The sequence below is a fragment of the Bradyrhizobium sp. SZCCHNR1017 genome, assembly GCF_032381375.1.
Classification (GTDB): Bacteria; Pseudomonadota; Alphaproteobacteria; order Rhizobiales; family Xanthobacteraceae; genus Bradyrhizobium.
Window position 1 is genome coordinate 64921 of sequence record NZ_JAUHIR010000022.1, and the last position, 22370, is coordinate 87290.

Sequence of the window (22370 nt, forward strand, 5' to 3'; positions counted from 1 at the left end):
GGTCATTCTCCTGGTCGGGGTCGCACGCGCCGTTTCAGAGCGAGGCGCCTGCGCAGATGGTGATGGTCTGGCCGGTGATGGCGCCCGCTTCCGGCAACAGCAGGAAGGCGGTGAGCGCAGCCACCTCGACCGGATCGACGTAGCGCCCCATCGGCGGCAGCACCGGGGCGATGCCGGCGCGGCTGGGATCGCGCAGAAACGGCGTGTCGGTCGCAGCCGGTGCGACGACGTTGACGGTGATCAGGCGCGGCGCCAGCTCGATCGCCCAGGAGCGCGCGAGGCCGGTGAGTGCCGCCTTGGTCGCGGCGTATTGGCTGCGGCCGGCCGCGCCATTGGCGGTGCGGCTGCCGATCAGCACGATGCGCCCGCCTTCGCGCAGGCGCGGCGCCAGCGCATTGGCCAGCGCCTCCGCGGCGCCGACATGGACGCGCCACATCCCTTCGCTGCTCTCGGCCTGCAACTCGCCGAGACGGCCGACACGCATGTAGCCGGCGGCGTGGACCAGCGCGGTCACGGCGCCGACGTCAGCAAGGCGCGCGATCAGCGTCTGCGGTTCGGCGAGATCGGCCTCGAAGCCACCGAAGTGTTCGTGCGACAGCACCGAGGCCGCGCGGTCGATGCCGGTCACGCGCCAGCCGTCCGCCAGCAGACGCTCGGCGATGGCGCGGCCGATGCCCGAGCTGGTTCCGGTCACCACCGCATGGCGAAGGCCCGAGCTGCTGTCGTGGTCCTGTGCCGTCATCCCTTGTACGCAGCCGCCTCGGCCCTGACCTTCACCGCATCGAAATTGTTGATCTTGTCGATCAGCTCATTGGTGTAGAGCGCAGCATAGTCCGTGATGTCCAGCCCGTTCATCGCGGCCTCGGTGCGGAACTCCTGCTCGTTGATCCCGCCCATCTTCGTATCGGCATAGGGCGGCGCGTAGAGCTTGATGCGGCGGCTGATCGACTGCAGCACGGCCTTGACCGCCGCGTCCTCGCTGGCACCGCGCGGCGCCGTCTCCGGGTACATCTTGAGAAAGGCCCTGGCGCCGGCGGTCGGATTGGCGAGCAGGAATTGCGACGCCTTGCACACCGAGCGGCCAAAGCCGACCAGGAGATCCCTGTCCTTCTCGAACGTCTGCGGCATCGCCATCAGGAACTGGCCGCCGACCATCGGGATCGTGGTCGGACGCGGCAGATAGGCCAGCTCGATGCCGGCCGCCTCGATCTGGCCGAAGCCAGTATCGAAATAAGCGAGCGCATCGATCACGCCGCGCTGCAGGGCGACGCCCGCCGGCGTGCCGTTGCCGACCGCGACCCAGCTCACATCCTTCTCGGGATCCAGGCCCAGCGCCTTCAGCACGTTCTTGGTGACGGGATATTCGGTGGCACCGAAGTCGGACACGCCGATCTTCTTGCCTTTGAGGTCCGTGTAGCTCTTGAGCCCCGAGCCGGGCGGGACGGCGATGTCCCATTTGTACGGATAGGTATATTGATAGAACAGTTTCGCGCCACTCCATTCGCCCTTGGCGAGCAGCGGCAGCGCTGTCGACGGCACGCCGACGCCGACGAAGACGGAGCCCCGGTCAGTCGCGACCTGGACGTTGGCATTGGTGCCGAGCGCCTGGACGTCGAGCGAGAACCCTTCCTGCGCGTTGTAGCCGAGCGCCTCGCCGATCACGCAATTGATGATAGTGGCGTTGAGCGCCTTGAGCCCGACGCCGAAGCGAAGCTTCTTCGCGTCCGCCGCCATCAGGCCGGCCGGCGCGCCGCTCATCAGCAGCGCCGCGCCGGCACTGCTCTTCAGGAATGACCTGCGCGAAACCATCCTTCGTTCCTCCCTGTGGTCCTATTTTTTCCGGTTGGCGCCCCAGTGCACGACCTTGGCCTCGCACCAGCGCACGATCCCATGCAGCACGATGCCGAGCACGCCGAGAATGATCAGCGCGGCGAACACGCCGGCGACGTCCGACACCGCCTGCGCCTGCGTGATGACGACCCCCATGCCACGCTGGGCGCCGAGGAATTCGGCCACGATCGCGCCGAGCAGTGCATAGACCACCGCCATGTCGAGGCCCGCGAAAATGAAGGGCGCGGCGTTGGGCAGCTTGACGATGCGGTAGGTCTCGAAGCGCGAGGCCGACAGCGAGCGCATCAGGTCGATACGCTCGGGCTCGACGGCGCGCAGCCCCGTGAAGCTGTTGATCAGCACCGGGAAGAACGACAGCAGCGCCGAGATCGCGACCTTCGAGCCGTCACCGAAGCCGAACCAGATCACGATCAGCGGCGCGATCGCCACCTTGGGCAGGCTCTGCAGCGCGAACGCATAGGGCATCACCAGGCGCTCGATGGCTTCGACCTCGGCCATCAAGGAGCCGATGACGAGGCCGAGCCCGACGCCGATGGCGCAGCCGGCGGCGGCGTTGCTCAGCGTGCTCCACAGCGGCAGGTAATAGCCGAGCGGGCTGGCCGGGCTGACCGCGAGCCCGGACCACAACGCACGAACGACCGCTTCGGGCTTCGGCAGGATGTAGGACGGGATGTTCAGCAGGTTGACCGCGGCGATCCAGCTCAGGATCAGCACCGCGAGGCCGATCCAGGCGATCGGCGAGCCCAGGCTGACGCGGCGCCGGGGGCTTGCGGGCTTCTGCGACAGGGCTGAAACGGCGACGTTGGCGAGATCAGTCATGGCCGTGCTCCTGTGCATTGAGCAGCCCGCGAACTTCCCTGGCAAGCCGCGCATAGTCCGGATGCAGCACGATGTCGTCGAAGCTGCGCTGCCGCGGGATCGGCACGTGGAGATCGGCAAGGATGCGGCCGGGACGCGCCGACATCACGATGACGCGGTCGGCCAGGAAGATGGCTTCCGAGATCGAGTGCGTAATCAGCAGGACGGTCTTGCGGTTCTCCTGCCAGATTCGCTGCAGCTCGAGGTTCAGCCGCTCGCGCGTCAGTGCGTCGAGCGCGCCGAACGGCTCGTCCATCAGCAGGATCTCGGGATCGCGCGCCAGCGCGCGGCAGATCCCGGCGCGCTGCTGCATGCCGCCGGACAGCTCATAGGGATATTTGTCGCCGAAATCGCCGAGACCGGTAACGGCGAGCAGCTGCTCGATGCGATCGCCGGCCGGCGCATGTTTGCCGCCGACGCGCAAGGGCAGCCCGACATTGTCGCGCACCGTCATCCACGGCAGCAGGTTGGCCGCCTGGAACACGACGCCGACCTTGCGCGAGGGACCGGCGACGGCCTCGCCATCGAGCAGCAGCCGGCCGTCGCTGTAACTATCAAGCCCCGCGAGCAGACGCAGCAAGGTGCTCTTGCCGCAGCCGGAGGGACCGACGACACAGACGAACTCGCCCGGCTTGATATCCAGCGAGATCCGGCTCAGCGCATGGACCGCCGCGCCGGAGGCCGAGACGTAGGTCTTCGACAGTTGATCGATCGCGATGAGCACAGCCTCGGGCACAGCCGCAGCGCGCCGGGTTGCATCGTCGACATCCATCGTCAGCATCAGCGTCCACCCGGTGTCTTTTTGTTGTGATCACGGGGCAACGGCCGGCACCGGCCGTCGCCTCTCGCAAGCTCAGGCCGCAGCCTTCACCGTCAACCCGGCCGCGGCCACCGCGGCGCGGATCGCGGCCATCTCCTCGGCGCTCGGCGCATGCGTCGGCGGCCGCACGGTGGCATCGCGGATCACGCCGGCGACCTGCATCGCCGCCTTCATGCGGCCATGCGCCTCCCCGGTCGGCTCGCCGCCGCCATACACCGCGTCCTTGAGCGGATCGATCATGGCCTGCAGCTTCATCGCAAGCTTAAGGTCGCCAGCGGTGACGGCAGCGAACAGATCGTAGATCAGATCCGGAATCAGCGAGGCGAAGCCGACCAGCGCACCATCGACGCCCTGCACCATCGAGGCCAGCAGATATTCGTCATGACAGGTCAGCAGCGCCTTGTGCGGCGCCGCGGCGCGGATCGCCTTGAGGTCGCGCGCATATTTGTTCATCTCGCGGGTACCGATCTTGAATGCCTGGACGTGGTCGAGGCGGGCGAGCTCGGCGAGCAGCTCCGAGGAGAACGAGGCGCGGGTCCAGGCGGGATAGACATGCACGATCAACGGCAGCCTGGTGGCTTCGCCGATGGCGCTGAAATAATCCAGGCAGTGCTCGCGCTTGAAGCCGAAGCGCAGCCAGTGATGGGGCGGCATGATGTCGAGAGCAGTCGCGCCCGCTTCCTTCGCCATCAGCGCATGCTCGATGCCGTCCTTGATGCCTTCGCACACGACGGAGGAGATGGTCGGGCAGATGCCGGTGAGCGCCTTGGCGACGATGCGCGTCACCTCCGCGCGCTCCTTCGCCGTGAGGCTGAACACCTCGCCGGTGTGGCCATTGGTCATGATGCCGACGATGCCGCGTCGTTTGCTGAGCCACGCCGCATAGCGCGTCAGCTCGGCCTCGTCGATCGAATGGTCGGCGTTGAAGGGGACGGCGATCGCCGGGATGATCCCCTTGAAATTGGTCATGACGCTCATGCTTGCTCCTGTTTCGTCACATCGACGTTCATCGTTTCGCGACCGTCGCAGTCGCCCCGCCCATGGCCTCCAGAGCCCGGGACAGCTGGGCTGCCGCTCTGAGCAGCGGCGCCACGCCGAGCCGCTCGAAGTCGTCCGCGGTGATGCGCATGGTGGGCGCAGCGATACTGATCGCCGCGAGCGGAATGCCGTCGCGGTCGATGACGGGCCCGGCGAGCACGCACAGCCCCGGCGCATTTTCCTGATTTGACAGCGCGTAGCCGGCAGCCTTCACCTGGCGCAGGCGCTGCAGCAGCGCGTCGAGATCGGTGATCGTGGTTTCGGTGCGCTTGATGCGCGGCTGCGCCTCGAGCACCTCGATCTGCGTCTCGACCGGCAGCAATGACAGGATCGCCTGGCCGACGGCGGTCGAATAGACCGGCGCGCGGCTGCCGATGCGGACGTCGACGCCGAGCCGGACGAGGCCCGCCTGGATGCGCTCGACATAGACGATGTCGCTGCCGTCGAGCACCGCGAGCGAGGCAGCCTCGTTCATCTCGCCGACCAGGCTGCGCAGGATCGGGCGCGCCTGTGTGCGTAGCTCCGAGCGCGCGATCGCGTTGAAGCCCAGATCGAGGCATTTCAGCGTCAGGCGGAAGCGCCTGGAGTCGCCGACCTTCTCGACATAGCCGAGCATCACGAGCGTGTTGAGCAGTCGGAACGTGGTGCCCTTGTCGAGCGCCGCGCGGCGCGCAACGTCGGCGAGCACCAGCTCGGGCTCCTCGCTGGTGAAGGCATTGAGCACCTGAAAGCCCTTGGCCAGCGACTGCACGACGCTTTTGCCAGCCTTGCTGTCCTCGTCCACGTGGAGGCTCCGACGTTTCCTGCTTGACGCCGGCCTTGACGACCGGCATTTCGATTTTCTAAGGTTCGGATTGCGAACTATAGTTCGTATATTAGAATGCGCGTAGCCGCTGCTGTCAAGCGCGCTCGCGCGCGGCATGCGACACGGCTTGAAATCCGCGCAGCCGGCATGATCTCTCCCTGAGGGCCGCGACATCTCGCGGCCCTTTTCAGGAGTCCGGCGTGAGCGTCGCATTCACCAAGGAAGAGAGCGCCGAGACGGCGGCCGAAACGCAACTGCCCGACCGGCCGGTCTCGCCGCATCCGAATCTCGTGACCGCGACCGGACTCAAGGCGCTCGAGGAGCAGTTGCGCGAAGCGCAGGCGGCGTTTGAAGCGGCCCAGGGAATCGAGGACGTCAACGAGCGGCGACGGGAGTCGGCGCTGCCGCTGCGCGACGCGCGCTACTTTGCAGCGCGGGTGCGGACCGCGCAGGTGATGCCGGCGCCGACATCGACGGAGCAGATCGCGTTCGGCAGCACGGTGACGTTCAAGCGCGGCGACGGCCGCGTCCAGACCTACACCATCGTCGGCGAGGACGAGGCCGATCCGAAGCGCGGCATGATCTCCTATGTCTCCCCTGTGGCTCGCCTGCTGATGGGCAAATCGGCCGGCGACATGGTCGAGGTCACCGGACAAGAGCTGGAGATTCTCACGATCGCCTGAGGCGATGCCCATCACGCCGGCAGGAAACGATGCTCAAAGTTGGAATCATCTCCGACACTCATGGGCTGCTGCGGCCGGAGGCAGTGCGATGTCTGTCGGGCGTCCACCACATCATCCACGCCGGCGATATCGGCCGGCACGAGATCGTCGAGCGGCTTCGCCTGATCGCGCCGGTGACTGCGATCCGCGGCAACATCGACACGGCAGATTGGGCGAATGCATATCCTGCGACCGAGACCGTCAGGCTCGGCACGCGTGCCGTCCATGTCGTGCACGACGTCCACGACCTCGCGATCGACCCTGCAACGGCGGGTATCGACATCGTCGTGTCCGGTCATTCGCATCGCGCAGGCGTCGAGACACGCGACGGCGTGCTCTACCTGAATCCGGGCAGCGCAGGGCCGCGCCGCTTCAAGCTGCCGATCACCCTGGCGACGCTGAACATCTCCTCGGGCCAACTGTCACCCGCGATCCACGATCTCGGCAGCGGCTGACGCAAAGCGAAAGGGCGCCCATGGGCGCCCTCCGCAAATCTCGTGGATGCATCGATCAGAAGCGATCGGCCAGCGCCATGCCGGGATCGCTGAACGAGGGACGGCCGGTCTCGACATGTCCGGCGATGCGCCGGTAGAAGCTGTCGTCGGTGTCGCTGGTGACGACGAAGTCGTACCACAGGCCGGACTTGCGCAGATGCCAGTAGAGCTCGCCGTGACGGCCGGGCGCAGACACCTTGACGGTCCACGACGTCGATGGGCCGCCATGGCTCGGTCCGGGGAAGAAGGTCGGTGCGCCAAAGCCGAAGCCGGGAGCATCGAAGTCGGGCGCCGACCGGAAGCCCGGCACCACGCCAAAACCCACCGGATGGAAGCCCGGGCGCGGACCGAAGCCGGGACATTGCGGCTCCAGCGCGGCCGAGACCGAGGCGGTGACGGCCTGCAACGGGCCATAGATCTCGTTGGACTTCACCGTGAAGCTCACGCGGGCATGGCCGTCGTTGCGCAGCTGCATGTGCAGGCCGCCCTCGAAGACGTTGTAGCCGACGAAGATCTCCGGGTTCGCGGCATTCGACAACCTGACCTTGTCGAGGTCGCCCTTGAAATGACGATGGAAGCCGTTCGGGCCGAGCACCCAGAGATCATACAGGCCATCGCTGCCGACGCTCCATTCATCGTCGATCATCTTGCCGGCCTCGACGGTGTAGCGGCGCGGAATGAGATCGAGATGCTGCTTGTCGTAGACGTGGAACACGGCGCCGGCAAAGCCAGTGTTGGCGAACAGCAGCTTCACCTTGCCCGCCGCGGCGTCGACCTTCGCGGTGGCGTGCAGGATATAGGGCAGCGGACGCGAATAGCGCGCGCCGCTCTCCTGAAAAAGCGGCTGCGGCGTCGCGGGCGCAACCGGCGCCGGCAACGTCTTCTGATGCGCGTCCGAGGCCTGCCAGTTGCTCTGGTCGGGCAGCTCCGGAAAGCGCGGATCGTTCGGGCTGGCGAAGTCGAACGCCGAGGTGAGATCGCCGGAGACGGCGCGGTGCCAGGGGCTGATGGCGTCGACCTTGATCGCAAAGCGCTTCTCGAGGAAACGACCGATCGAGGTGTGGTCGAACACCTGCGAGTTGACCCAGCCGCCCTTGCTCCAAGGTGAAACGACATACATCGGCACCCGCGCGGAGAGGCCCCAGGGACGGATGTTGCCGCTGATGGTGTCGGTCGCAGTCAGCACGTTGCCGACGGTATTGGAGAAATACTCGCCGTCGAGCGGCAAGGTCGCCTTGCCCATCAGCTTGCCGTTGATGTCGTAGGACGGCACTGCGGGCGCCGGCAGATGATCGAAGAAGCCGTCATTCTCGTCGAAGGTCAGGAAGAAGACGGTCTGGCTCCAGACCTCGGGATTGGCGGTCAGGGCTTCCAGCACCTGGTCGGTGAAATTGCCGGCGCGGGTCGGGCTGCCGCCGCCGGGATGCTCGGAGTTGGCCTGCGTCGGCAGGATCCACGACACCTGCGGCAAGGTGCCGGCCATCACGTCGGCCTTCAGCCGGTCGAGATAATCCGGGCCGCCGGTCAGGCCGTGCACGTAGTTCGGATCGTTCGGCTGGGCATGACGGAAGCTGGAGAACGCCAGGCAGCCGTGCATCGCGCCGGTCCAGTTGTCGTTCATGTCCTGATAGATGTGCCAGCTGACGCCGGCCTTGTTCAGCAGATCGGGCAGCGTGTCCCAGGCGAAGTCGCTGCCGACATATTTGTAGGTCGCCTGTGGCTGCGCCTGACCCGCGACCCAATTGTGCGGGTTCGGCCAGCAGCGCAGGTTGTTGGGCTCGGAATCGTTGGTGGTGGAGTTGATGCCCTGCGCGCGCAGCGCCGGATTGAAGTTGGAGCCCGACCAGAACACGATGCGGTTGGGATCGGTGCCGGTGGTGATCGAGGCGTGGTAGGCGTCGCAGATCGTGAACGCCTCGGCGAGCGCGAACTGGAACGGAATGTCGTCGCGGCCGAAATAGCCCATCGCATAGGGCGTCTTGTACTTCGCCCAATAGCCCATCTTGCCCTGATTCCACGCCGCCTGGCTGTCGCCGAAGGAGTGCGGCGTGCCGTAGCCCACCAGCGCGTTCGAGGTCGTGGAGTCGCGGTGATAGGGCGGAATCTCGCGGCTGCCGTCGGACTGGAACCAGACCGGCTTGCCGCTCTCCAGCGGGATCGGGAAGCGGTCGCCGAAGCCGCGGACGCCGCGCAGCGTGCCGAAGTAGTGGTCGAAGGAGCGGTTCTCCTGCATCAGGATGACGATGTGCTTGACGTCCTGAATGGTGCCGGTCCGGCGCCGTGCCGGAATGGCCAGCGCCTGGCGGATGCTGGCGAAGGCAGCCGCCGCCGTGGCGCCTGCCAAGAAATCGCGACGTGTTGTCATGCTGATACGACCTTTTGAAATCTTGAAGAACGTATTCAGGGTTGGCGGGGCGATCCCGACCTGCTCCTGCGAACGTCCCTGGCGTATCAGCGCGACTTGACAGCGCTGTGAAATTTTTATTTACAAAATGAATCTGAATGAGATTTTCTCAGCATCGGGCACAGCGTATCGGGGCACAGCGTGACGGGATCGACCTTTCGTTCTGGGCCGGGCGTGAACGGCATCTTGTTTCGTATTCGGGAGCTGCAGAACGAGCTGCCGCCGAAAGCGCGGCAGATCGCGGAGCTGGTCATCGCCCGGCCGGAGCCGTTCATCCACATGTCGATCACCGAGGTCGCGGAAGCCTGCGGCGTGAGCGAGGGGACGATCGTGTCGTTCTGCCGGCGGGTGGGAGTACGCGGCTTCCAGGAGCTCAAGATCATGCTGGCGCGGGACCTGATCGAGCCGGTCCGGCTGATCCAGGAGGACCTGCATCGCGGCGATGATCCGGCGACGGTGACGGACCACATCTTCGCCGCGCATGCCGCCTCGCTGCAGGAGACGCGGCGGCTGCTGTCGATGGACGCGCTGGCGCAGGCGGCGAAGCTGCTGCGCGAGGCGCGGCGCGTCGAGATCTACGGCATCGGGAGTTCGGCGCCGATTGCGCAGGACCTGTCGTACCGGTTGCTGCAGCTCGGGCTGGCGGCCAATGCGATCGTGGATTCGCATGTCCAGGCGGTCAGCGCCGGGATGACCGGGCCCGACGTCGCGACCGTCACGGTGTCGCATTCGGGCAGCACGGTCGAGACGGTGCTGGCGACGCGGCTGGCGCACGCGGCGGGTGCGCGGACCATCGGCATCACCCGGCTCGGCAAGTCGCCGCTGGCGGCGCATTGCGAGGTGCTGCTCTACACCGTCGCCAACGAGACGCGCTATCGCCCGGAGGCGATGAGCAGCCGCGTCGCGCAGCTCGCGATCATCGACACGCTGGTCAGCTGCTGCGCGCTGACCGACACCGAGCGCTCCGTCGACCGGCTGCAGCACGCGGCGCGCATCCTGTCCGAGAAGCGCTACTGAACTGCGCGGCCTCCGGTCAAAACAACGATGAGCCACGGGGATGATCTCCCGTGGCCGATCCATCCTCAATAGTCCTTCAGCAGCCGCTCGATGTAGTCGAGCTCAAGCTGCGGCCGCGACTGATCGCCGAGCCGGCGGCGCAGCTCCTCGAGGATGCGGCGGACGCGCTGCACGTCGATCTCGCCGGGAATCTTCTGCGAGAAATCGTCGATGTCGCGGCCCGGATGCATCGGGCGTCCGAGCGGGTCGGTCTGCTGCGCGCCCTGCTGGCGGCCGGCGCGCTGGCCGGGGCCGTCGCCCGGCTGGTCGCCGTCGCCCTGCTGCATCGCCTCGGCGAGGCTCTGCGCGCCCTTGCGCAGCGCATCCAGCGCCTTGCCCTGCGATTCCACGGCGCCGTCGGCATTGTTGTCGCCGAGCTGGCTGCCGGCATCGCCCATCGCGCTGTCGGCATCGTCGAGCCCGTCGCCGGAATCGCCCTGGTCGCCTTGATCCCCCTGCTCGCCTTGCTGGCCGGGCTGCCCCTTCTGGCCTTTCTGACCCTTCTGTCCCTTTTCGCCCTGCTGGCCCATGCCACGCTTGGCGAGCTGGTCCTGCAGCTGCTTCAGGCGGTCGCGCAGCGCCTGCTGGTCCTGCTGCAGGTCGCCCATGCCCTGGTCCTGGTCGCCCTGCTGCTTGTTGCGGTTGCGGCGCGAGTCCTGGCCCTGCTTGAACGTCTTGTCGCGGAGCTGCTGCTGCTTGCGGATCATGTCGCCGAGCTCGTTGAGCGCCTGCTCCATGTCGTTGTCGCCGCCCTGGTTGGGCTGCGCCATCTGCAGATTCTCCAGCATCTGCTGCAACTGCTCGAGCAGCTCGCGCGCGCCCTCCTTGTCGCCCTGCCGCGACAGCCGCTCCATGCGGTCGATCATGTTCTGCAGGTCCTGCTGGCGCAGCACCTTGGTGTTCTGATCGAGCGGCCGCTGCGCCATCTGCGGGTTGTTGCGCAATTGCTCGGCGAGCTGGCGCATGTAGTTGTCCATCGCCTTGCGCAGATCCTCGGCGAGCTTCTTGATCTCCTCGTCGCTGGCGCCGCGCTCCAGCGCCTGCTTCAGCGCGTCCTGGGCCGCGCGCAGCGCCTTGTCGACGTCGGAGATGTTGCCGTCCTCGATGGTGACCGCGAGCGCCCACAGGCTCGCCACGACCTCGCGCAGCGCATCGTCGGTGCGCGCGGCCTCGAGCTGGCGCGTCACCGAGCGCAGGCCGAGATACTGGCCGGGCTCCGGCGTGAACAGCTCCGGCGCGATCGCCAGCGCGTCGAGCGCGGTGAACACGTCGCCGTTGCGGTTGCCGTCGAGCGCCAGCAGGCGCCGCTGCTCGATCAGCGCCCGCGCCAGCGGTTTTGTGAACAGCCGCTCCGGCAGCCTGGTCTCGAACGGCTCGCTGGTGCCCTCGTTGCCGGCCTCGTCCTTGGCCGTCAGCGTGAGCGTGACGTCGGCGCCGGCGTACGGGTCCTCGCTGAGATCCTTGACGGTCTGGCCGACGCCGTTGCGGGTGCGCGCGTTCGGCAGCACCAGCGGAAACTCCGGCGGCTGGAACAGCGGCCGTGCGGCGGGCGCGTCGGCCGTCTTGCTTTCGTTGCTTTCGGCAGCCTTGCTTTCGACAGGCCGCGCAGCGACCTTGGCGCGGGCTTCGGTGACGCCGTAATCATCCTCGAGCTTGTAGGACAGCTTCAGCGAGCCGCGCGCCTGCCGCTCCGGGTCCTTGGCCATGCTGATGACCGGCGGCTTGTCCGGCGTCGCCGCGAACACCCATTGCGGCTGCCCTGCGGGCGCGCGGACGTGAACGGTGCCGTCGGTCTTGATCGTGTAGTGCTTCTCGGTGGTGCCTTTCGGCGCGGCCTCGCCGGCCGCGACCTCGCCGGGCGCCGCCTCGGCGACGCCGCCTGACGTGATGATGTCGAGATTGCCGCCGCTGGAACGCACGATCAGCGTCGAGCCCTGGGGCACCACGATCGGGCCGCTCGACGGCACCGCGCCTTCCTTGTTGGCGGCGGACAGGATGATCGGCGGCTTCGCGGTGTAGAGCGGCGGCTTGACCCAGGCATCGACCCGGACCGTGACCGGCGTCAGCACGCCGTTCCAGTCGAACGCCGAGGCGAGGCGCATCGGCCGCTCGTCGCCGGCCGCGATAGAGGTCGCGACCAGGAGCACGATCACCAGCGCGCGCACCGCCCAGGGGTCGTGCAGCGACAGCCGCGGCCGCGGCGTGCCGGCGCGGATGCGCTTGATCGAGGCCAAGGTGCGCTCGCGCTGCGCCTGCCACAGCGCGTGCGCGATCGGATCCTTGGTGGTCAGCGTGTCGGTGAGAGCGGTGGCGGGGCGATGGGCGATGCCCGAGCCGCGATCGAGCCGCGCCAGGCCCTCGTCGCGGGTCGGCCAGCGATATCTAAGCATCGGCACGGCGGCGCCGAGCAGCAGCAGCAGAAACAGCCCGACGCCGATCATGCGGACCGCGAACGGCAGGCCGAGCCAGAGGCCGGCCCAGGAGACGATCAGGAACAGACCGACCACCGTGAGCAGCCGGGCGAGATGCGGCCAGCCGCGCTCCCAGGCTATGGCGAGACGCGCCCGCTTCAGCGCCTGCGCCAGCTTGAGCCGCGCCAAGCCATCATGCGCAAGGCCATCGGGCGTGCTGCTTGCCGGCCCGGCCGGCTCGGGGGTGATGCCGCTCAACAATCTCTCCAGGTTGCCCGGATGTTCACCCTAGCACAAAGGCAGCCGTGAGGCACCCGCTCTGCGCGGGCTTTCCCGCCGCCAGCCGCGGTTCACACGGGAGTGTGACCGACCGGTTCCCGGAAAGCTACGGGGCACCCAGACGACAGCGGGGCATCCCGACGACATCGACATCCGAGTGTGACGCCCGCCGCCCACCCCAAACTCCCGTCATTGCGAGCGCAGAAGCAATCCAGGGGCTGCGGGCGTGACTCTGGATTGCTTCGTCGCTGCGCTCCTCGCAATGACGTCGTGGCGAACGTCACGATGCACATGATCAAACACTCGCGGAGGAATCATTAGCAAAACGAGCACCATCCTTCTCGCGACGCCATCTGCGCCCGAGTGATACCCGACATCTCACCCTCCTCGAACAGAGGGCGCAGGGAAGACCGGGCGCCGGCCGGCGCCCATGGTCCGCGTGCAGCAAGAAAGCACGCGGCAGAACCACAGGCTCAGCCGAGATCACCCGGCCTTCCCTGCGCGATGGTGTTACGACTTATACGCGATCTTCCCGGGGAACGGCTGTCTTGCCCCCGTCGCCGGCGGTTCGTCACCGCCAACTTGGCATCAGCACCGCGATGCCAGAACCACGCGACTTCCTCGTCGCACCGGGATCGTTCGTCCGCGCGAGAGACCCGCGCTGCGACCCAGTGCGCCCACCGCATCCCGCACCCGACGTCCGTGACGATCGCGAAGCGCCCCCTCAGCGGGACGGGATGTCGGGAGTAGATCATGATTTCGGATAAAGCGCAACAGGAAATTTTTCTGTACGACGGCTGAACAGGATGAGCCGGGCTGAAGGTATTCGTGAAGTTGGTTGCCTGCGGGGCATACGGCAGCGGCTTTAGGCGCCGGGAGTCGAATCAATGGTCGCAAGGGCCAAGGGCAAAGCCCGTCCGCCGCTACGTCAAGCCCATCGTGGGCTTAGTCAATGCGTGCGCGGGAGCTATCAGAATGGTTGAATGCAGCGTTACCGTATAGGCTTACACGGTGCGCGCTGCGACGGAGTTGGCGCAATTATACCCGAATCCCTATATGCTGATCCACAGCCGCAACCTAAATTAGCGGTCCTGGGGAGATCGTCATGCGGACCGAACAGCAAGTCCAGGCAGCGGCGGCGGCAGCAGCCGAAAAGGCGAACGGAGGAAAGTTTACAGATCCTCTGTTCTACAAGCCAGAGCATCAGGCCTTCTGGCGGGAGGTCGTTCGAGCTGCGCTCGATGCTGCCGATGCGGCCAGACCGACAAAGCCATCGACGCCGGTGTCGAAGGAGGAAATCCAAACGTTCTCCGAGCACTGCGTTTATATCCGCTCGGTTTGGGTGCTCATGATGCGAATATGGCGGGACAGCACTCAGGATGAGCGCAATTTGATGGAGAGCATAGCGCCAACCTTCTTCGCTGACGTTGGCCAGACTCTCACCGAAATGATGATCATCGCCGCTTGCCGGATCACTGACCGTGCAACTTCCGGCGGCAATGAGAATTTTACCGTCGAGCTGTTTGCTAATAGCTTCGTGTCGGACGCCGAGACCTACAAGCAGCTTGACGGGCTCCATCAACGCATGAAAAAGTTGCGCGAACAGATTCTACCCGCCCGACACAAGCTCGGCGCGCATGCCGACCGCGACGTTATCCGAAAGGGCCAAGTTCTCGGCCACGCAAGCTTCGAGGACTGGGAAGAGTTCTGGTTGGCGCTCCAGGATTTTGTGCGCATCGTTAACGAGAAGACGACCGGTAAGCCCTTCGAGATCGACGCTGGCGGCGTATTTGGGGATGCAGAGATGATGCTCAAAGCGCTCCAGCAAAGCACGCACTTCGAGAAACTGCTGAACGGAAGCGACGCGGCTGTGGCCGACGCCTGCCTGAATTTGGTGCTGCCCAAAGGCTGACAATCACATTAGCGGCACGTTAGCGGGAGACGACCTGATGCCTCGCCTCTGGATTGTTCGCGCTGGAAAACACGGCGAACGTGAGCTTGCTGCAATAGAACAGAACAGGCTTCTGCCCGGGTTTCTCGAAGTTGGTGATCTCACGAGCCGGCCGAGTCGCGACGCAATCCTGGGTCATTTGCAGCAGGCCCTTCCAGAGTTGGCACAGAACACGCTCAAGAACTTCGCCGCGCAGCTCAATCAATTCGCTCATACTATCCAGATCGGAGATCTCGCCGTGATGCCGCGGAAGGTCACGAATAGCGTCGCTATTGGAAGAGTCACAGGTGAGTACGTCTATAACAGCGACGACCCCTATCGGCATTCTCGTACAGTGGAATGGCTAAAGTCCGCAGTTCCACGCGACACGTTCAAGCAAGACTTGCGTCATTCATTCGGCGCGTTCATGACAATTTGTGAAATCAAGCGCAACGGTGCTTTTGAGCGGGTGCGCAGTGTGCTCGAGACTGGGCTAGATCCAGGAGCGCTGCTTGGTACTCAGGGAACTGCCCCCGTGCGCGCCACCGATGACGAGCCAGAAGCGGGAGACTATGCGAGCGATATCGAGGAGATCGCCAATCAGCAGATTATATCTCTGATTAAATCAGAGTTCGCTGGCCATGCGCTGGCCGAGCTGGTCGCGGAAATTCTCCGCGTTGAAGGTTATACCACAAGAGTGTCACCGCCCGGCCCAGATGGCGGGGTGGATATTCTCGCAGCAGGTGGCGCTTTTGGGCTTGGTCAAGACCGAATGTGCGTTCAGGTGAAGTCTGGCGATGGGGCGGCTAACCACGACGTGGTATTGCGCCTCATCGGCTCCATGTCGAATGTCCAAGCGAGCACCGGACTTTTGGTCAGCATCGGAGGGGTTAACGCACCAGCGCATAGAGAACTCGACCATCATTTCTTCAAGCTGCGGCTCTGGCAAATGCCTGACCTGCTGAAGGCGCTTTTCCGGGCCTACAATGATCTTTCGGAAGAGACCAAGAACAAGTTGCCGCTAAAGCAAATTTGGGCACCCATCTCCGGGGACGAAGCATGATTGCCTGGACCGGTTAGGACCCAAACTCGGATCACGTGACGGTGCAGTCCAATGCACTTAACTCCTGCACACAGACTTCACCCCTATTAAGGGCACGGGCGCCGTAGTCCGAAAGCGATATTGTCAGTAAACTCAATCTCAATGTGATCTCATGTCCGAACAAGAACAAAATACTCCGGCGATGGTGGCGCTGCGCGCCTACGAAAGAGAGCGACGAGAGCAATTCGCTATCGGCGTCGACACAGCTCCTCTCGATGTCTCCGATCTGCAACGGGCCATGAGCCAACTCGTTCGCGAGGATATTCGGTTCGTACCCGTGATTGCCTGCGCATTTGCCGACAACGAACTAGAGGAAATGTTCAGGCAATTCCTGCCAGATGATATTCCTGGAGGAAAGAGCAGCATGCTCGGCCGCTTTGGCCCCATCTCCAACCTATTTGCTCGTATACAATTCGCGTTCGCGTTTGATATGGTTCATTCGGATGTGCTGCTCGCCCTGGACAAGTTGCGGGGCTACAGGAATAAGATCGCACACAGCTGGGATCAGGACGGCCTGCCCGACTTTGTCGAAACTCGCCTTCCATATATGGACGAGCTTGAGAGCACCTTCCTTCACATGAACATCAAAGACGGCGGCGATGGGGATCTGTCTGCGGAAGGGTCCTTGCGCTTGAGGACCGTCTGGCTTCTGGCCCGTCTATTCTATGAGAGAAGAGTCTACACCCTTGCCAAGATGGCCAAGCTCAACCCTTACAATGCGCTCTACGGAGAGGACAGCCCTAGGGCGCTAAGAACGATTTATTTGACCGCGCACCATTACACCGAGCTCGTTTTTAGCCGCGAGTAGTGTCAGCCGCCAAACATCTTCGCCAGCAAATTGACGATTTCGGCGGTTGCCACCTTCATTCCCAAATCCCTCCCCAGATCAACCAATCGCCTTCCCCACCGCTTGAGCTTGCCGGCGTCAGGCTGGGCTTTCGCGGCCTCCTCCTTAACTACCAGTGCCGTATCGCTATAAGCCTCTTTTTGATCCTGTTGGAGTTCTGCGAACTCTTGTGAGGCTAAAGCCTTCTCGATCGCGAGCACTAATTCTTGATGATTTTGAGCGAACGCCTGTTGTGAAAAATTGTCACCGACACCGACCTGTTGGATGGCTCCAGGGCTATTAGTCTGGTTGTTGATAACGTTGACAACGGCGTCCTTCTTCAACCGCTCGCTCCCTATCATCCCGTGCTTGAAGTCGTCGAGTAACCGCTCCCGCTTCTCCTGCATCGCGGTCTGCATACGGTCCACAATCTCGGCATAACCACCGCCAAAAGCCTGATCGTTCACCCCGGCACGCGCTCTGACATCTTGGAGAATCCGCTCCACCATTTGGCTCGAACAATACGCGACTTGGTCGTAAACCTCACCGGTATGCTGACCGGTGTGGTTGTAGACGAACTGAATCGCAGAATTAATATCCCGCTCGAGAAGCTGAACTCCTACCTCCCAAAAGCGAATGAATGTTCGCGAGTTATGAAGAGCTCCGGCCAAAGTGGCCTCGCTCATGATCTGCGAAACCTCCTTCTGGAAGTCTTCAACGGTCTTCAAAGTTCGCGCGTTCAAATTCCGACAGATATAGGCAATTTCGTCAGGCATTCGATCAACCTGAGGCTGCAGGACATACATGCCTTATTTATAAGCAACTAATGTCAAACTGGATACACATTTTGCTGATGGTCGATCCTTCGGATTGGCCACGAGGCGGTGTCGGAAGAGATGGCGATAGTTCCACCGTACGCCCCCGCATTGCGGCGAATGAGACGAAGCTATACTATTGCGTGGCACACGCACTACAGCTTGTGACCGGGTGAAAAAGCGGCGCTCAATGGGCGGCGCACTCCAAGACCACCACCGTAAAGCTCGCCAAAGCCCTTCACGGCCAAACCGGCGCCCCTCAAGCCCCGCAGTCTCGGGCAGCCCGCACATCAGGTTTGCATTCTGCACCGCCTGCCCGGCTGCGCCCTTGCCGAGATTGTCGACGACGCCGAGCGCGATCACCAGGTTGCGGTCGGGGTCGGCGGCGTAGCTGACGAAGGCGAGGTTGGAGCCGGTGGCCCATTTGGTCTGCGGCGGCGTGTCGGTGACGCGGACGAAGGCGCTGCCTTCGTAGAAGCGGCGGGCGGCGTCGAGGCACTGCGCTGGATTGCGGTGACACTGCACAAAAATCGAGGCACGCGAGGGACGAGATCCGGAGCGCCGACGAGATCGAGAGCGCCGCAGTGTCAAACGTATCTCACGCGGACGCCAGTTGCGAGATGACGAGGTCGAGCAGCGCCCGCAGCCGGGCGAGCCGGCGCAGATCGCGGTGATAGCCGACATAGGTGTCCCGCCCCGGCGGCTGCTCGCCGATGTCGACGGGCCGCAGGCCCGGCGTCGCGTCGCCGAGCGGCCGGGGCAGCACGGCGAGCCCCGCGCCTTGCGCTGATAGCATGGCCTGAACGTCGCGGTTGTTGCTGCGCATCGCGACCTCGGCCTTCGGCAGTCGCTTCGCCAGCCAGCGCGCATCGGGCATGTCGGCGAAGGCCGTGTCCATGGTGACGACCCTGATCCCCTGGCCATCGCCCTCGACGGCCTGCGGGCCGTCGAGCGGGCCGTACACGGCATAGGGGATGTGCAGGAGCCGGCGCGAGATCACCTCCGGCTCGTCGAACGCGCGGATGCGAAACACGAGATCGGCCTCGCGGCGGGGAAGACTGTAGAGCCGCGCGTCGGTCAAGAGCTCGATACAGACGCGCGGGTGCAGCCGGCCGAATTCGGCCAGAACCGGCGTCAGCATCAGGCGGCCGAACCAATCCGACGACGAGATCCTGAGAAAACCGTCGAGCTGCGCCTGCGCGCCCGCCAGGCGCCGCTCGAACGCGAGCGCCTCCTCCTCCATCCGCTCGGCGTGGGCCAACACCGCCGTGCCCTCGTGAGTCAGCACGAAGCCTTCGGCCGTGCGCTGAAACAGCGTCTGGCTCACGGCCGCTTCGAGCGCCGCCAGGCGGCGTCCCATGGTCGGCTGAGACAGGCCGAGCCGGCGCGCGGCCGCGCCGAGCGTGCCCTCGCGCGCGATGGCGAGGAAGATCCGCAGGTCGCTCCACTCCATGCGAGGCCTTTCGACGACGGGGGTGACGGACACGAGACGCCCATTCAAAATTGAATGGATTACATACGAACTCGATGATGTCCATTCATGGCACGACGGCCGATGATGCCTCCATCACAACAGGAGGTCGCCATGACCATCTCGATGAAGGCTGCCATTCTCCACGAAACCGGCGCGCCGCTGCGCGTCACCCCGATCAGCCGCCCCGCGCCGGGACCCGGCGAGGTCCTCGTCCGCATCGCCGCGGCCGGCACCAACCCGCTCGATACCAAGATCCATGCCGGCCAGGCCGCGCATGCCAGGCAACCGGCTCCCGCCATCCTCGGCCTGGACATGGCCGGCACGGTCGAGGCCACGGGCGAAGGCGTCACCCGGTTTCGTCCGGGCGACGAGGTCTACGGCATGGTCGGCGGGGTCGGCGGCCACCCGGGAACGCTGGCCGAATATGTCAGCGCCGACGCGGATCTGCTCGCGGCCAAGCCGGCGAACCTCAGCATGCGCGAGGCGGCCGTCCTGCCGCTGGTGACGATCACGGCCTGGGAAGGTCTGGTCGATCGCGTCGGCATCCGGCCGGGACAGACGCTGCTCGTCCTGGGCGGCGCCGGCGGTGTCGGTCACATCGTCGTCCAGCTCGGCCTCGCCTTCGGCGCAACGGTTTTCGCAACGGGACGTCCAGAGAGCCGGCCGGTGATCGAGCGCCTGGGCGCTGTTTTCATCGACCGCAACGAACCGATCGCCGACGCCGTCGAGCGCATCACGGCGGGCCGCGGCTTCGACATCGTCTACGACACGGTCGGCGCGCTCGACACAGCCTTCGCCGCGGTCGCGCGGTTCGGCCATGTCACCTCGTCGCTGGGCTGGGGCACCCATCCGCTGGCGCCGCTGTCGTTCAAGGGCGGCACCTATTCCGGCGTCTTCACGCTGCTGCCGCTGCTCGACGGCAAGGGACGGCGGCATCACGGCGAGATCCTCGCCCAGGCCGCACAGCTGGTGGAATCCGGCAAGCTCACGCCGCTGCTCGACTCGCGCCGGTTCGCGCTCGAGGACGTCGGTGCGGCCTATGACGCGCTCAAGACGGGCGGCACCGGCAAGATCGCCATCGACATCGCGGCGGCATGAGCCGGCGCGACCCGCGAGCCTCACACGCAACGGCAATATCGAGGAATAGTCCGATGAGAGTCTGGTTCATCACAGGGGCCTCACGCGGCTTCGGCGCGCTGGTCGCGCAGCAGGCGCTGGACAGAGGTGACGCCGTCGTGGCGACCGCCCGCAATCCGAAGGCGATCGTCGATCGCATCGGGGCGCATCCCGACCTCCTGGCCCTCGCGCTCGACGTGACCAGGGAGAGCGAGGCGGTCGCGGCGGCGCAGGCGGCGATCGACCGCTTCGGCAGGATCGACGTGCTCCTCAACAACGCCGGCTTCGGCCTGATGGGCGCGGTCGAGGAAACCAGCCGAGAGGAGATCGAGGCCGTCTTCCGCACCAACGTGTTCGGGCTCCTGGCCGTCACCCGCGCCATTCTGCCCCACATGCGCAAGGCACGGTCCGGCCGCATCCTCAACATCTCGTCGATCGGCGGCTATCGCGGCTCGGCCGGCTTCGGCGTCTATGGCGCGACCAAGTTCGCCGTCGAGGCGTTGTCGGAGGCGATGCGCGCCGAGCTCAATCCGCTCGGCATCCATGTGACGGCGATCGAGCCGGGCTACTTCCGGACCGACTTCATGGACGCCTCGTCGTTGAAGGTCAGCCGCATCGTGATCCCCGATTACAGCGCGACGGCAGGTCGGGTCCGCGCGAACGCCGGCACCGTCAACGGCGCCCAGCCCGGCGATCCCGACAAGCTCGCGCGGGTGCTCGTCGACTTCGCCGGCGAGCCCGACCCGCCGGTGCGGTTACCACTGGGGGCCGACACCGTCGCGGCGATCGAGGCGAAGCACGCCTCCGACGCCGCCATCATCGCCCGATGGCGCGAGGTCGCGCTCTCGACGGGCTTCTGAGTGGGGACCACGGTGACGGTGCACCGGATCAAACGCTGAGGAGAGACGCCGTTTGATCACCCGTGCCGTCTCCCGCTGCTGTGACAATCGCGGCCGACCTCACGGCCAGACCGGCGCCCCCTCCAGCCCCGCGGTCTCCGGCAGCCCGCACATCAGGTTCGCATTCTGCACTGCCTGCCCGGCTGCGCCCTTGCCGAGATTGTCGACGACGCCGAGCGCGATCACCAGGTTGCGCTCGGGGTCGGCGGCGTAGCTGACGAAGGCGAGGTTGGAGCCGGTGGCCCATTTGGTCTGCGGCGGCTTGTCGGTGACACGGACGAAGGCGCTGTCGGCGTAGAAGCGGCGGGCGGCGTCGAGGCACTGCGCGGTGGTGGCGCGGCCGCGGGCGTAAATGGTGGCGAGAATGCCGCGGGTCATCGGCACCAGATGCGGCGTGAACACGAGGCCGGCGGCGCTGCCGCCGCTGAGGCGCGCGATCGTGCTTTCGATCTCGGGCATGTGGACGTGCCTGAGCAGGCCGTAGGGGATCAGGTTCTCGTTGCTCTCGGCGTAGCCGAACTTGCTGTCGCCGCCGCGGCCGGCGCCGGAGATGCCGGTCTTGGCGTCGATCACGATGTTGTCGGGCGAGATCAGTTTGTCGGCCAGCAGCGGCGCCAGCGGGGTCAGCGCGGCCGCGGGGAAACAGCCGGGATTGGCGATGCGGGTCTTGCCCGCGATCTCCCTGGGCCAGACGTCGGCGAGGCCGTAGGTCCAGCCGTCGGCGTAGCGGTGGTCGCCGCCGATGTCGACGATCTTCACGCTGCTTGGCACGCGCGCCAGCGCCTCCCGCGAGGCGCCGGTGGGGAGCGAGGCGAACAGCACGTCGAGCTGCGGCAGGCGCGCGGGGTCCCACTTCTCGATCACGAGATCGGCGAGCCTAGCCGGCACGCCGGGGAAGCGCTCCGCCAGCCGGTGGCCTGCGCTGCCCTCGCCCGCGGCGTAGACCAGCTCGAATTCGGGATGCCCCGCGACCAGGCGCATCGCCTCGCCGCCGCCAAAACCGCTGATCCCGACGATGCCGACGCGAATGCTCATGGGTGGGGGTCCTGGGGTGGAGTGGAGAAGCGAGTAGAGTAAGATACGAGCGCGCGGAGACATATGCGATGGCCCCGCTCCCGCCCGCAAGTGGTGACGTCCGACAATGAGCACCATCGACCCCACGCGATACAAGCTCTTCGATCGAATGGCCGGCGCGCTCTTTCAGGGAACTGCCAAAGTCTTCTCATCAGAAGAGCGGCTTGGCGTCTTCCTGATCGAGTTCTTCAGGGACGACGAGCTCGAACCACTGCTGGCTGAGCTCCGGGACATTGCAGCGATGGAGATGGGCGACCAGGACTGGGAAACTTATTGGTGGCGTAGCCCGGCTCAGAGCGTCCCCCGGGATGCCAAGGCGAGCCACCGGTTGCTGGAGGCTGTCATGGACGCAATTTCCACCGCAATTTCAGGCCGGGCGTAGCCAACGAACGCGAG

The 22370-nt window shown here is 65.3% G+C and carries 20 protein-coding genes and 1 pseudogene; 9 read left to right on the forward strand and 12 right to left on the reverse strand.

What is annotated here, in order from left to right; all coding sequences use genetic code 11:
* Window positions 1-34 precede the first annotated feature (34 nt).
* From QW863_RS32935 to QW863_RS32960, 6 genes are all read right to left on the reverse strand, one after another.
* Complete coding sequence (locus tag QW863_RS32935; protein WP_315718115.1) at window positions 35-742, reverse strand: SDR family oxidoreductase; 708 nt, start codon at window positions 740-742, stop codon at window positions 35-37.
* Entirely contained in the window at window positions 739-1809 is a 1071-nt protein-coding gene (locus QW863_RS32940; protein WP_315718116.1) for an ABC transporter substrate-binding protein, read from the reverse strand. Before QW863_RS32940 ends, QW863_RS32935 begins: the two co-directional genes overlap by 4 nt.
* 21 nt (window positions 1810-1830) lie before the next feature.
* A complete protein-coding gene (locus tag QW863_RS32945) occupies window positions 1831-2670 on the reverse strand; it encodes an ABC transporter permease (protein WP_315718117.1) in 840 nt (279 codons plus the stop codon).
* Window positions 2663-3490, reverse strand: coding sequence for an ABC transporter ATP-binding protein (locus QW863_RS32950; protein ID WP_315718118.1), 828 nt, complete (start codon window positions 3488-3490; stop codon window positions 2663-2665). Before QW863_RS32950 ends, QW863_RS32945 begins: the two co-directional genes overlap by 8 nt.
* Before the next feature lie 72 nt (window positions 3491-3562).
* The gene (locus tag QW863_RS32955; protein WP_315718119.1) at window positions 3563-4507 is read right to left on the reverse strand and encodes a dihydrodipicolinate synthase family protein; all 945 of its coding nucleotides are present in this window, start codon (window positions 4505-4507) and stop codon (window positions 3563-3565) included.
* Between the two features lie 28 nt (window positions 4508-4535).
* Window positions 4536-5351: an IclR family transcriptional regulator gene (locus QW863_RS32960; protein ID WP_315718120.1), complete on the reverse strand. Its 816-nt coding sequence runs from the start codon at window positions 5349-5351 to the stop codon at window positions 4536-4538.
* Between the two features lie 221 nt (window positions 5352-5572).
* On the opposite strand from QW863_RS32960, the gene greA reads away from it, so the two are divergent.
* Both greA and QW863_RS32970 read left to right on the forward strand, forming a co-directional pair.
* Window positions 5573-6055 carry a transcription elongation factor GreA gene (gene greA, locus QW863_RS32965; protein ID WP_315718121.1) on the forward strand — a complete coding sequence of 161 codons (483 nt, stop codon included), beginning with the start codon at window positions 5573-5575 and terminating at the stop codon, window positions 6053-6055.
* A 29-nt stretch (window positions 6056-6084) separates the two neighbouring features.
* A complete protein-coding gene (locus tag QW863_RS32970; protein WP_315718122.1) occupies window positions 6085-6549 on the forward strand; it encodes a metallophosphoesterase family protein in 465 nt (154 codons plus the stop codon).
* Between the two features lie 55 nt (window positions 6550-6604).
* On the opposite strand, the gene QW863_RS32975 is transcribed toward QW863_RS32970, so the two are convergent.
* Window positions 6605-8953, reverse strand: coding sequence for a phosphocholine-specific phospholipase C (locus QW863_RS32975; protein WP_315718123.1), 2349 nt, complete (start codon window positions 8951-8953; stop codon window positions 6605-6607).
* Window positions 8954-9178: 225 nt separating this feature from the next.
* Here QW863_RS32975 and QW863_RS32980 point away from each other — a divergent pair, with 225 nt between their 5' ends.
* A complete protein-coding gene (locus tag QW863_RS32980; protein WP_315718125.1) occupies window positions 9179-10009 on the forward strand; it encodes a MurR/RpiR family transcriptional regulator in 831 nt (276 codons plus the stop codon).
* A gap of 65 nt (window positions 10010-10074) precedes the next feature.
* On the opposite strand, the gene QW863_RS32985 is transcribed toward QW863_RS32980, so the two are convergent.
* On the reverse strand, window positions 10075-12717 hold the full coding sequence (locus tag QW863_RS32985) for a TIGR02302 family protein (protein ID WP_315718126.1): 2643 nt from the start codon (window positions 12715-12717) through the stop codon (window positions 10075-10077).
* A 1126-nt stretch (window positions 12718-13843) separates the two neighbouring features.
* Between QW863_RS32985 and QW863_RS32990 the strand changes: the two genes are divergently transcribed.
* From QW863_RS32990 to QW863_RS33000, 3 genes are all read left to right on the forward strand, one after another.
* On the forward strand, window positions 13844-14650 hold the full coding sequence (locus QW863_RS32990) for a hypothetical protein (protein ID WP_315718127.1): 807 nt from the start codon (window positions 13844-13846) through the stop codon (window positions 14648-14650).
* Window positions 14651-14687: 37 nt separating this feature from the next.
* A complete protein-coding gene (locus QW863_RS32995; protein WP_315718128.1) occupies window positions 14688-15731 on the forward strand; it encodes a restriction endonuclease in 1044 nt (347 codons plus the stop codon).
* Between the two features lie 151 nt (window positions 15732-15882).
* Entirely contained in the window at window positions 15883-16578 is a 696-nt protein-coding gene (locus QW863_RS33000) for a hypothetical protein (RefSeq protein ID WP_315718129.1), read from the forward strand.
* Window positions 16579-16580: 2 nt separating this feature from the next.
* On the opposite strand, the gene QW863_RS33005 is transcribed toward QW863_RS33000, so the two are convergent.
* From QW863_RS33005 to QW863_RS33015, 3 genes and pseudogenes are all read right to left on the reverse strand, one after another.
* Window positions 16581-17372 carry a hypothetical protein gene (locus QW863_RS33005; protein ID WP_315718130.1) on the reverse strand — a complete coding sequence of 264 codons (792 nt, stop codon included), beginning with the start codon at window positions 17370-17372 and terminating at the stop codon, window positions 16581-16583.
* Between the two features lie 277 nt (window positions 17373-17649).
* Window positions 17650-17915 (reverse strand): annotated as a pseudogene (locus QW863_RS33010) (N-acetyl-gamma-glutamyl-phosphate reductase); the annotation flags it as partial.
* Between the two features lie 94 nt (window positions 17916-18009).
* Window positions 18010-18864 carry a LysR family transcriptional regulator gene (locus QW863_RS33015; RefSeq protein WP_315718132.1) on the reverse strand — a complete coding sequence of 285 codons (855 nt, stop codon included), beginning with the start codon at window positions 18862-18864 and terminating at the stop codon, window positions 18010-18012.
* A 132-nt stretch (window positions 18865-18996) separates the two neighbouring features.
* Here QW863_RS33015 and QW863_RS33020 point away from each other — a divergent pair, with 132 nt between their 5' ends.
* Both QW863_RS33020 and QW863_RS33025 read left to right on the forward strand, forming a co-directional pair.
* Entirely contained in the window at window positions 18997-19983 is a 987-nt protein-coding gene (locus tag QW863_RS33020) for a zinc-dependent alcohol dehydrogenase family protein (RefSeq protein WP_315718133.1), read from the forward strand.
* Window positions 19984-20036: 53 nt separating this feature from the next.
* Complete coding sequence (locus QW863_RS33025) at window positions 20037-20861, forward strand: SDR family NAD(P)-dependent oxidoreductase (protein WP_315718134.1); 825 nt, start codon at window positions 20037-20039, stop codon at window positions 20859-20861.
* Window positions 20862-20960: 99 nt separating this feature from the next.
* Here the strand turns inward: QW863_RS33025 and argC are convergent, their stop codons facing one another.
* A complete protein-coding gene (argC, locus tag QW863_RS33030; RefSeq protein WP_315718136.1) occupies window positions 20961-21935 on the reverse strand; it encodes an N-acetyl-gamma-glutamyl-phosphate reductase in 975 nt (324 codons plus the stop codon).
* A 106-nt stretch (window positions 21936-22041) separates the two neighbouring features.
* Here argC and QW863_RS33035 point away from each other — a divergent pair, with 106 nt between their 5' ends.
* A complete protein-coding gene (locus tag QW863_RS33035) occupies window positions 22042-22356 on the forward strand; it encodes a hypothetical protein (RefSeq protein WP_315718138.1) in 315 nt (104 codons plus the stop codon).
* The last annotated feature ends 14 nt before the right edge of the window (window positions 22357-22370 follow it).

What these genes read in the sequence shown, in the direction of transcription:
- QW863_RS33015 (WP_315718132.1), bottom strand. Translation starts at nt 18,864, where the DNA reads ATGGAGTGGAGCGACCTGCGGATCTTCCTCGCCATCGCGCGCGAGGGC.
- QW863_RS33035 (WP_315718138.1), top strand. Translation starts at nt 22,042, where the DNA reads ATGAGCACCATCGACCCCACGCGATACAAGCTCTTCGATCGAATGGCC.
- QW863_RS33000 (WP_315718129.1), top strand. Translation starts at nt 15,883, where the DNA reads ATGTCCGAACAAGAACAAAATACTCCGGCGATGGTGGCGCTGCGCGCC.
- QW863_RS32970 (WP_315718122.1), top strand. Translation starts at nt 6,085, where the DNA reads ATGCTCAAAGTTGGAATCATCTCCGACACTCATGGGCTGCTGCGGCCG.
- QW863_RS33020 (WP_315718133.1), top strand. Translation starts at nt 18,997, where the DNA reads ATGACCATCTCGATGAAGGCTGCCATTCTCCACGAAACCGGCGCGCCG.
- QW863_RS33025 (WP_315718134.1), top strand. Translation starts at nt 20,037, where the DNA reads ATGAGAGTCTGGTTCATCACAGGGGCCTCACGCGGCTTCGGCGCGCTG.
- argC (WP_315718136.1), bottom strand. Translation starts at nt 21,935, where the DNA reads ATGAGCATTCGCGTCGGCATCGTCGGGATCAGCGGTTTTGGCGGCGGC.
- QW863_RS32950 (WP_315718118.1), bottom strand. Translation starts at nt 3,490, where the DNA reads ATGCTGACGATGGATGTCGACGATGCAACCCGGCGCGCTGCGGCTGTG.
- QW863_RS32940 (WP_315718116.1), bottom strand. Translation starts at nt 1,809, where the DNA reads ATGGTTTCGCGCAGGTCATTCCTGAAGAGCAGTGCCGGCGCGGCGCTG.
- QW863_RS32955 (WP_315718119.1), bottom strand. Translation starts at nt 4,507, where the DNA reads ATGAGCGTCATGACCAATTTCAAGGGGATCATCCCGGCGATCGCCGTC.
- QW863_RS32990 (WP_315718127.1), top strand. Translation starts at nt 13,844, where the DNA reads ATGCGGACCGAACAGCAAGTCCAGGCAGCGGCGGCGGCAGCAGCCGAA.
- QW863_RS32935 (WP_315718115.1), bottom strand. Translation starts at nt 742, where the DNA reads ATGACGGCACAGGACCACGACAGCAGCTCGGGCCTTCGCCATGCGGTG.
- QW863_RS32995 (WP_315718128.1), top strand. Translation starts at nt 14,688, where the DNA reads ATGCCTCGCCTCTGGATTGTTCGCGCTGGAAAACACGGCGAACGTGAG.
- QW863_RS33005 (WP_315718130.1), bottom strand. Translation starts at nt 17,372, where the DNA reads ATGCCTGACGAAATTGCCTATATCTGTCGGAATTTGAACGCGCGAACT.
- QW863_RS32975 (WP_315718123.1), bottom strand. Translation starts at nt 8,953, where the DNA reads ATGACAACACGTCGCGATTTCTTGGCAGGCGCCACGGCGGCGGCTGCC.
- QW863_RS32945 (WP_315718117.1), bottom strand. Translation starts at nt 2,670, where the DNA reads ATGACTGATCTCGCCAACGTCGCCGTTTCAGCCCTGTCGCAGAAGCCC.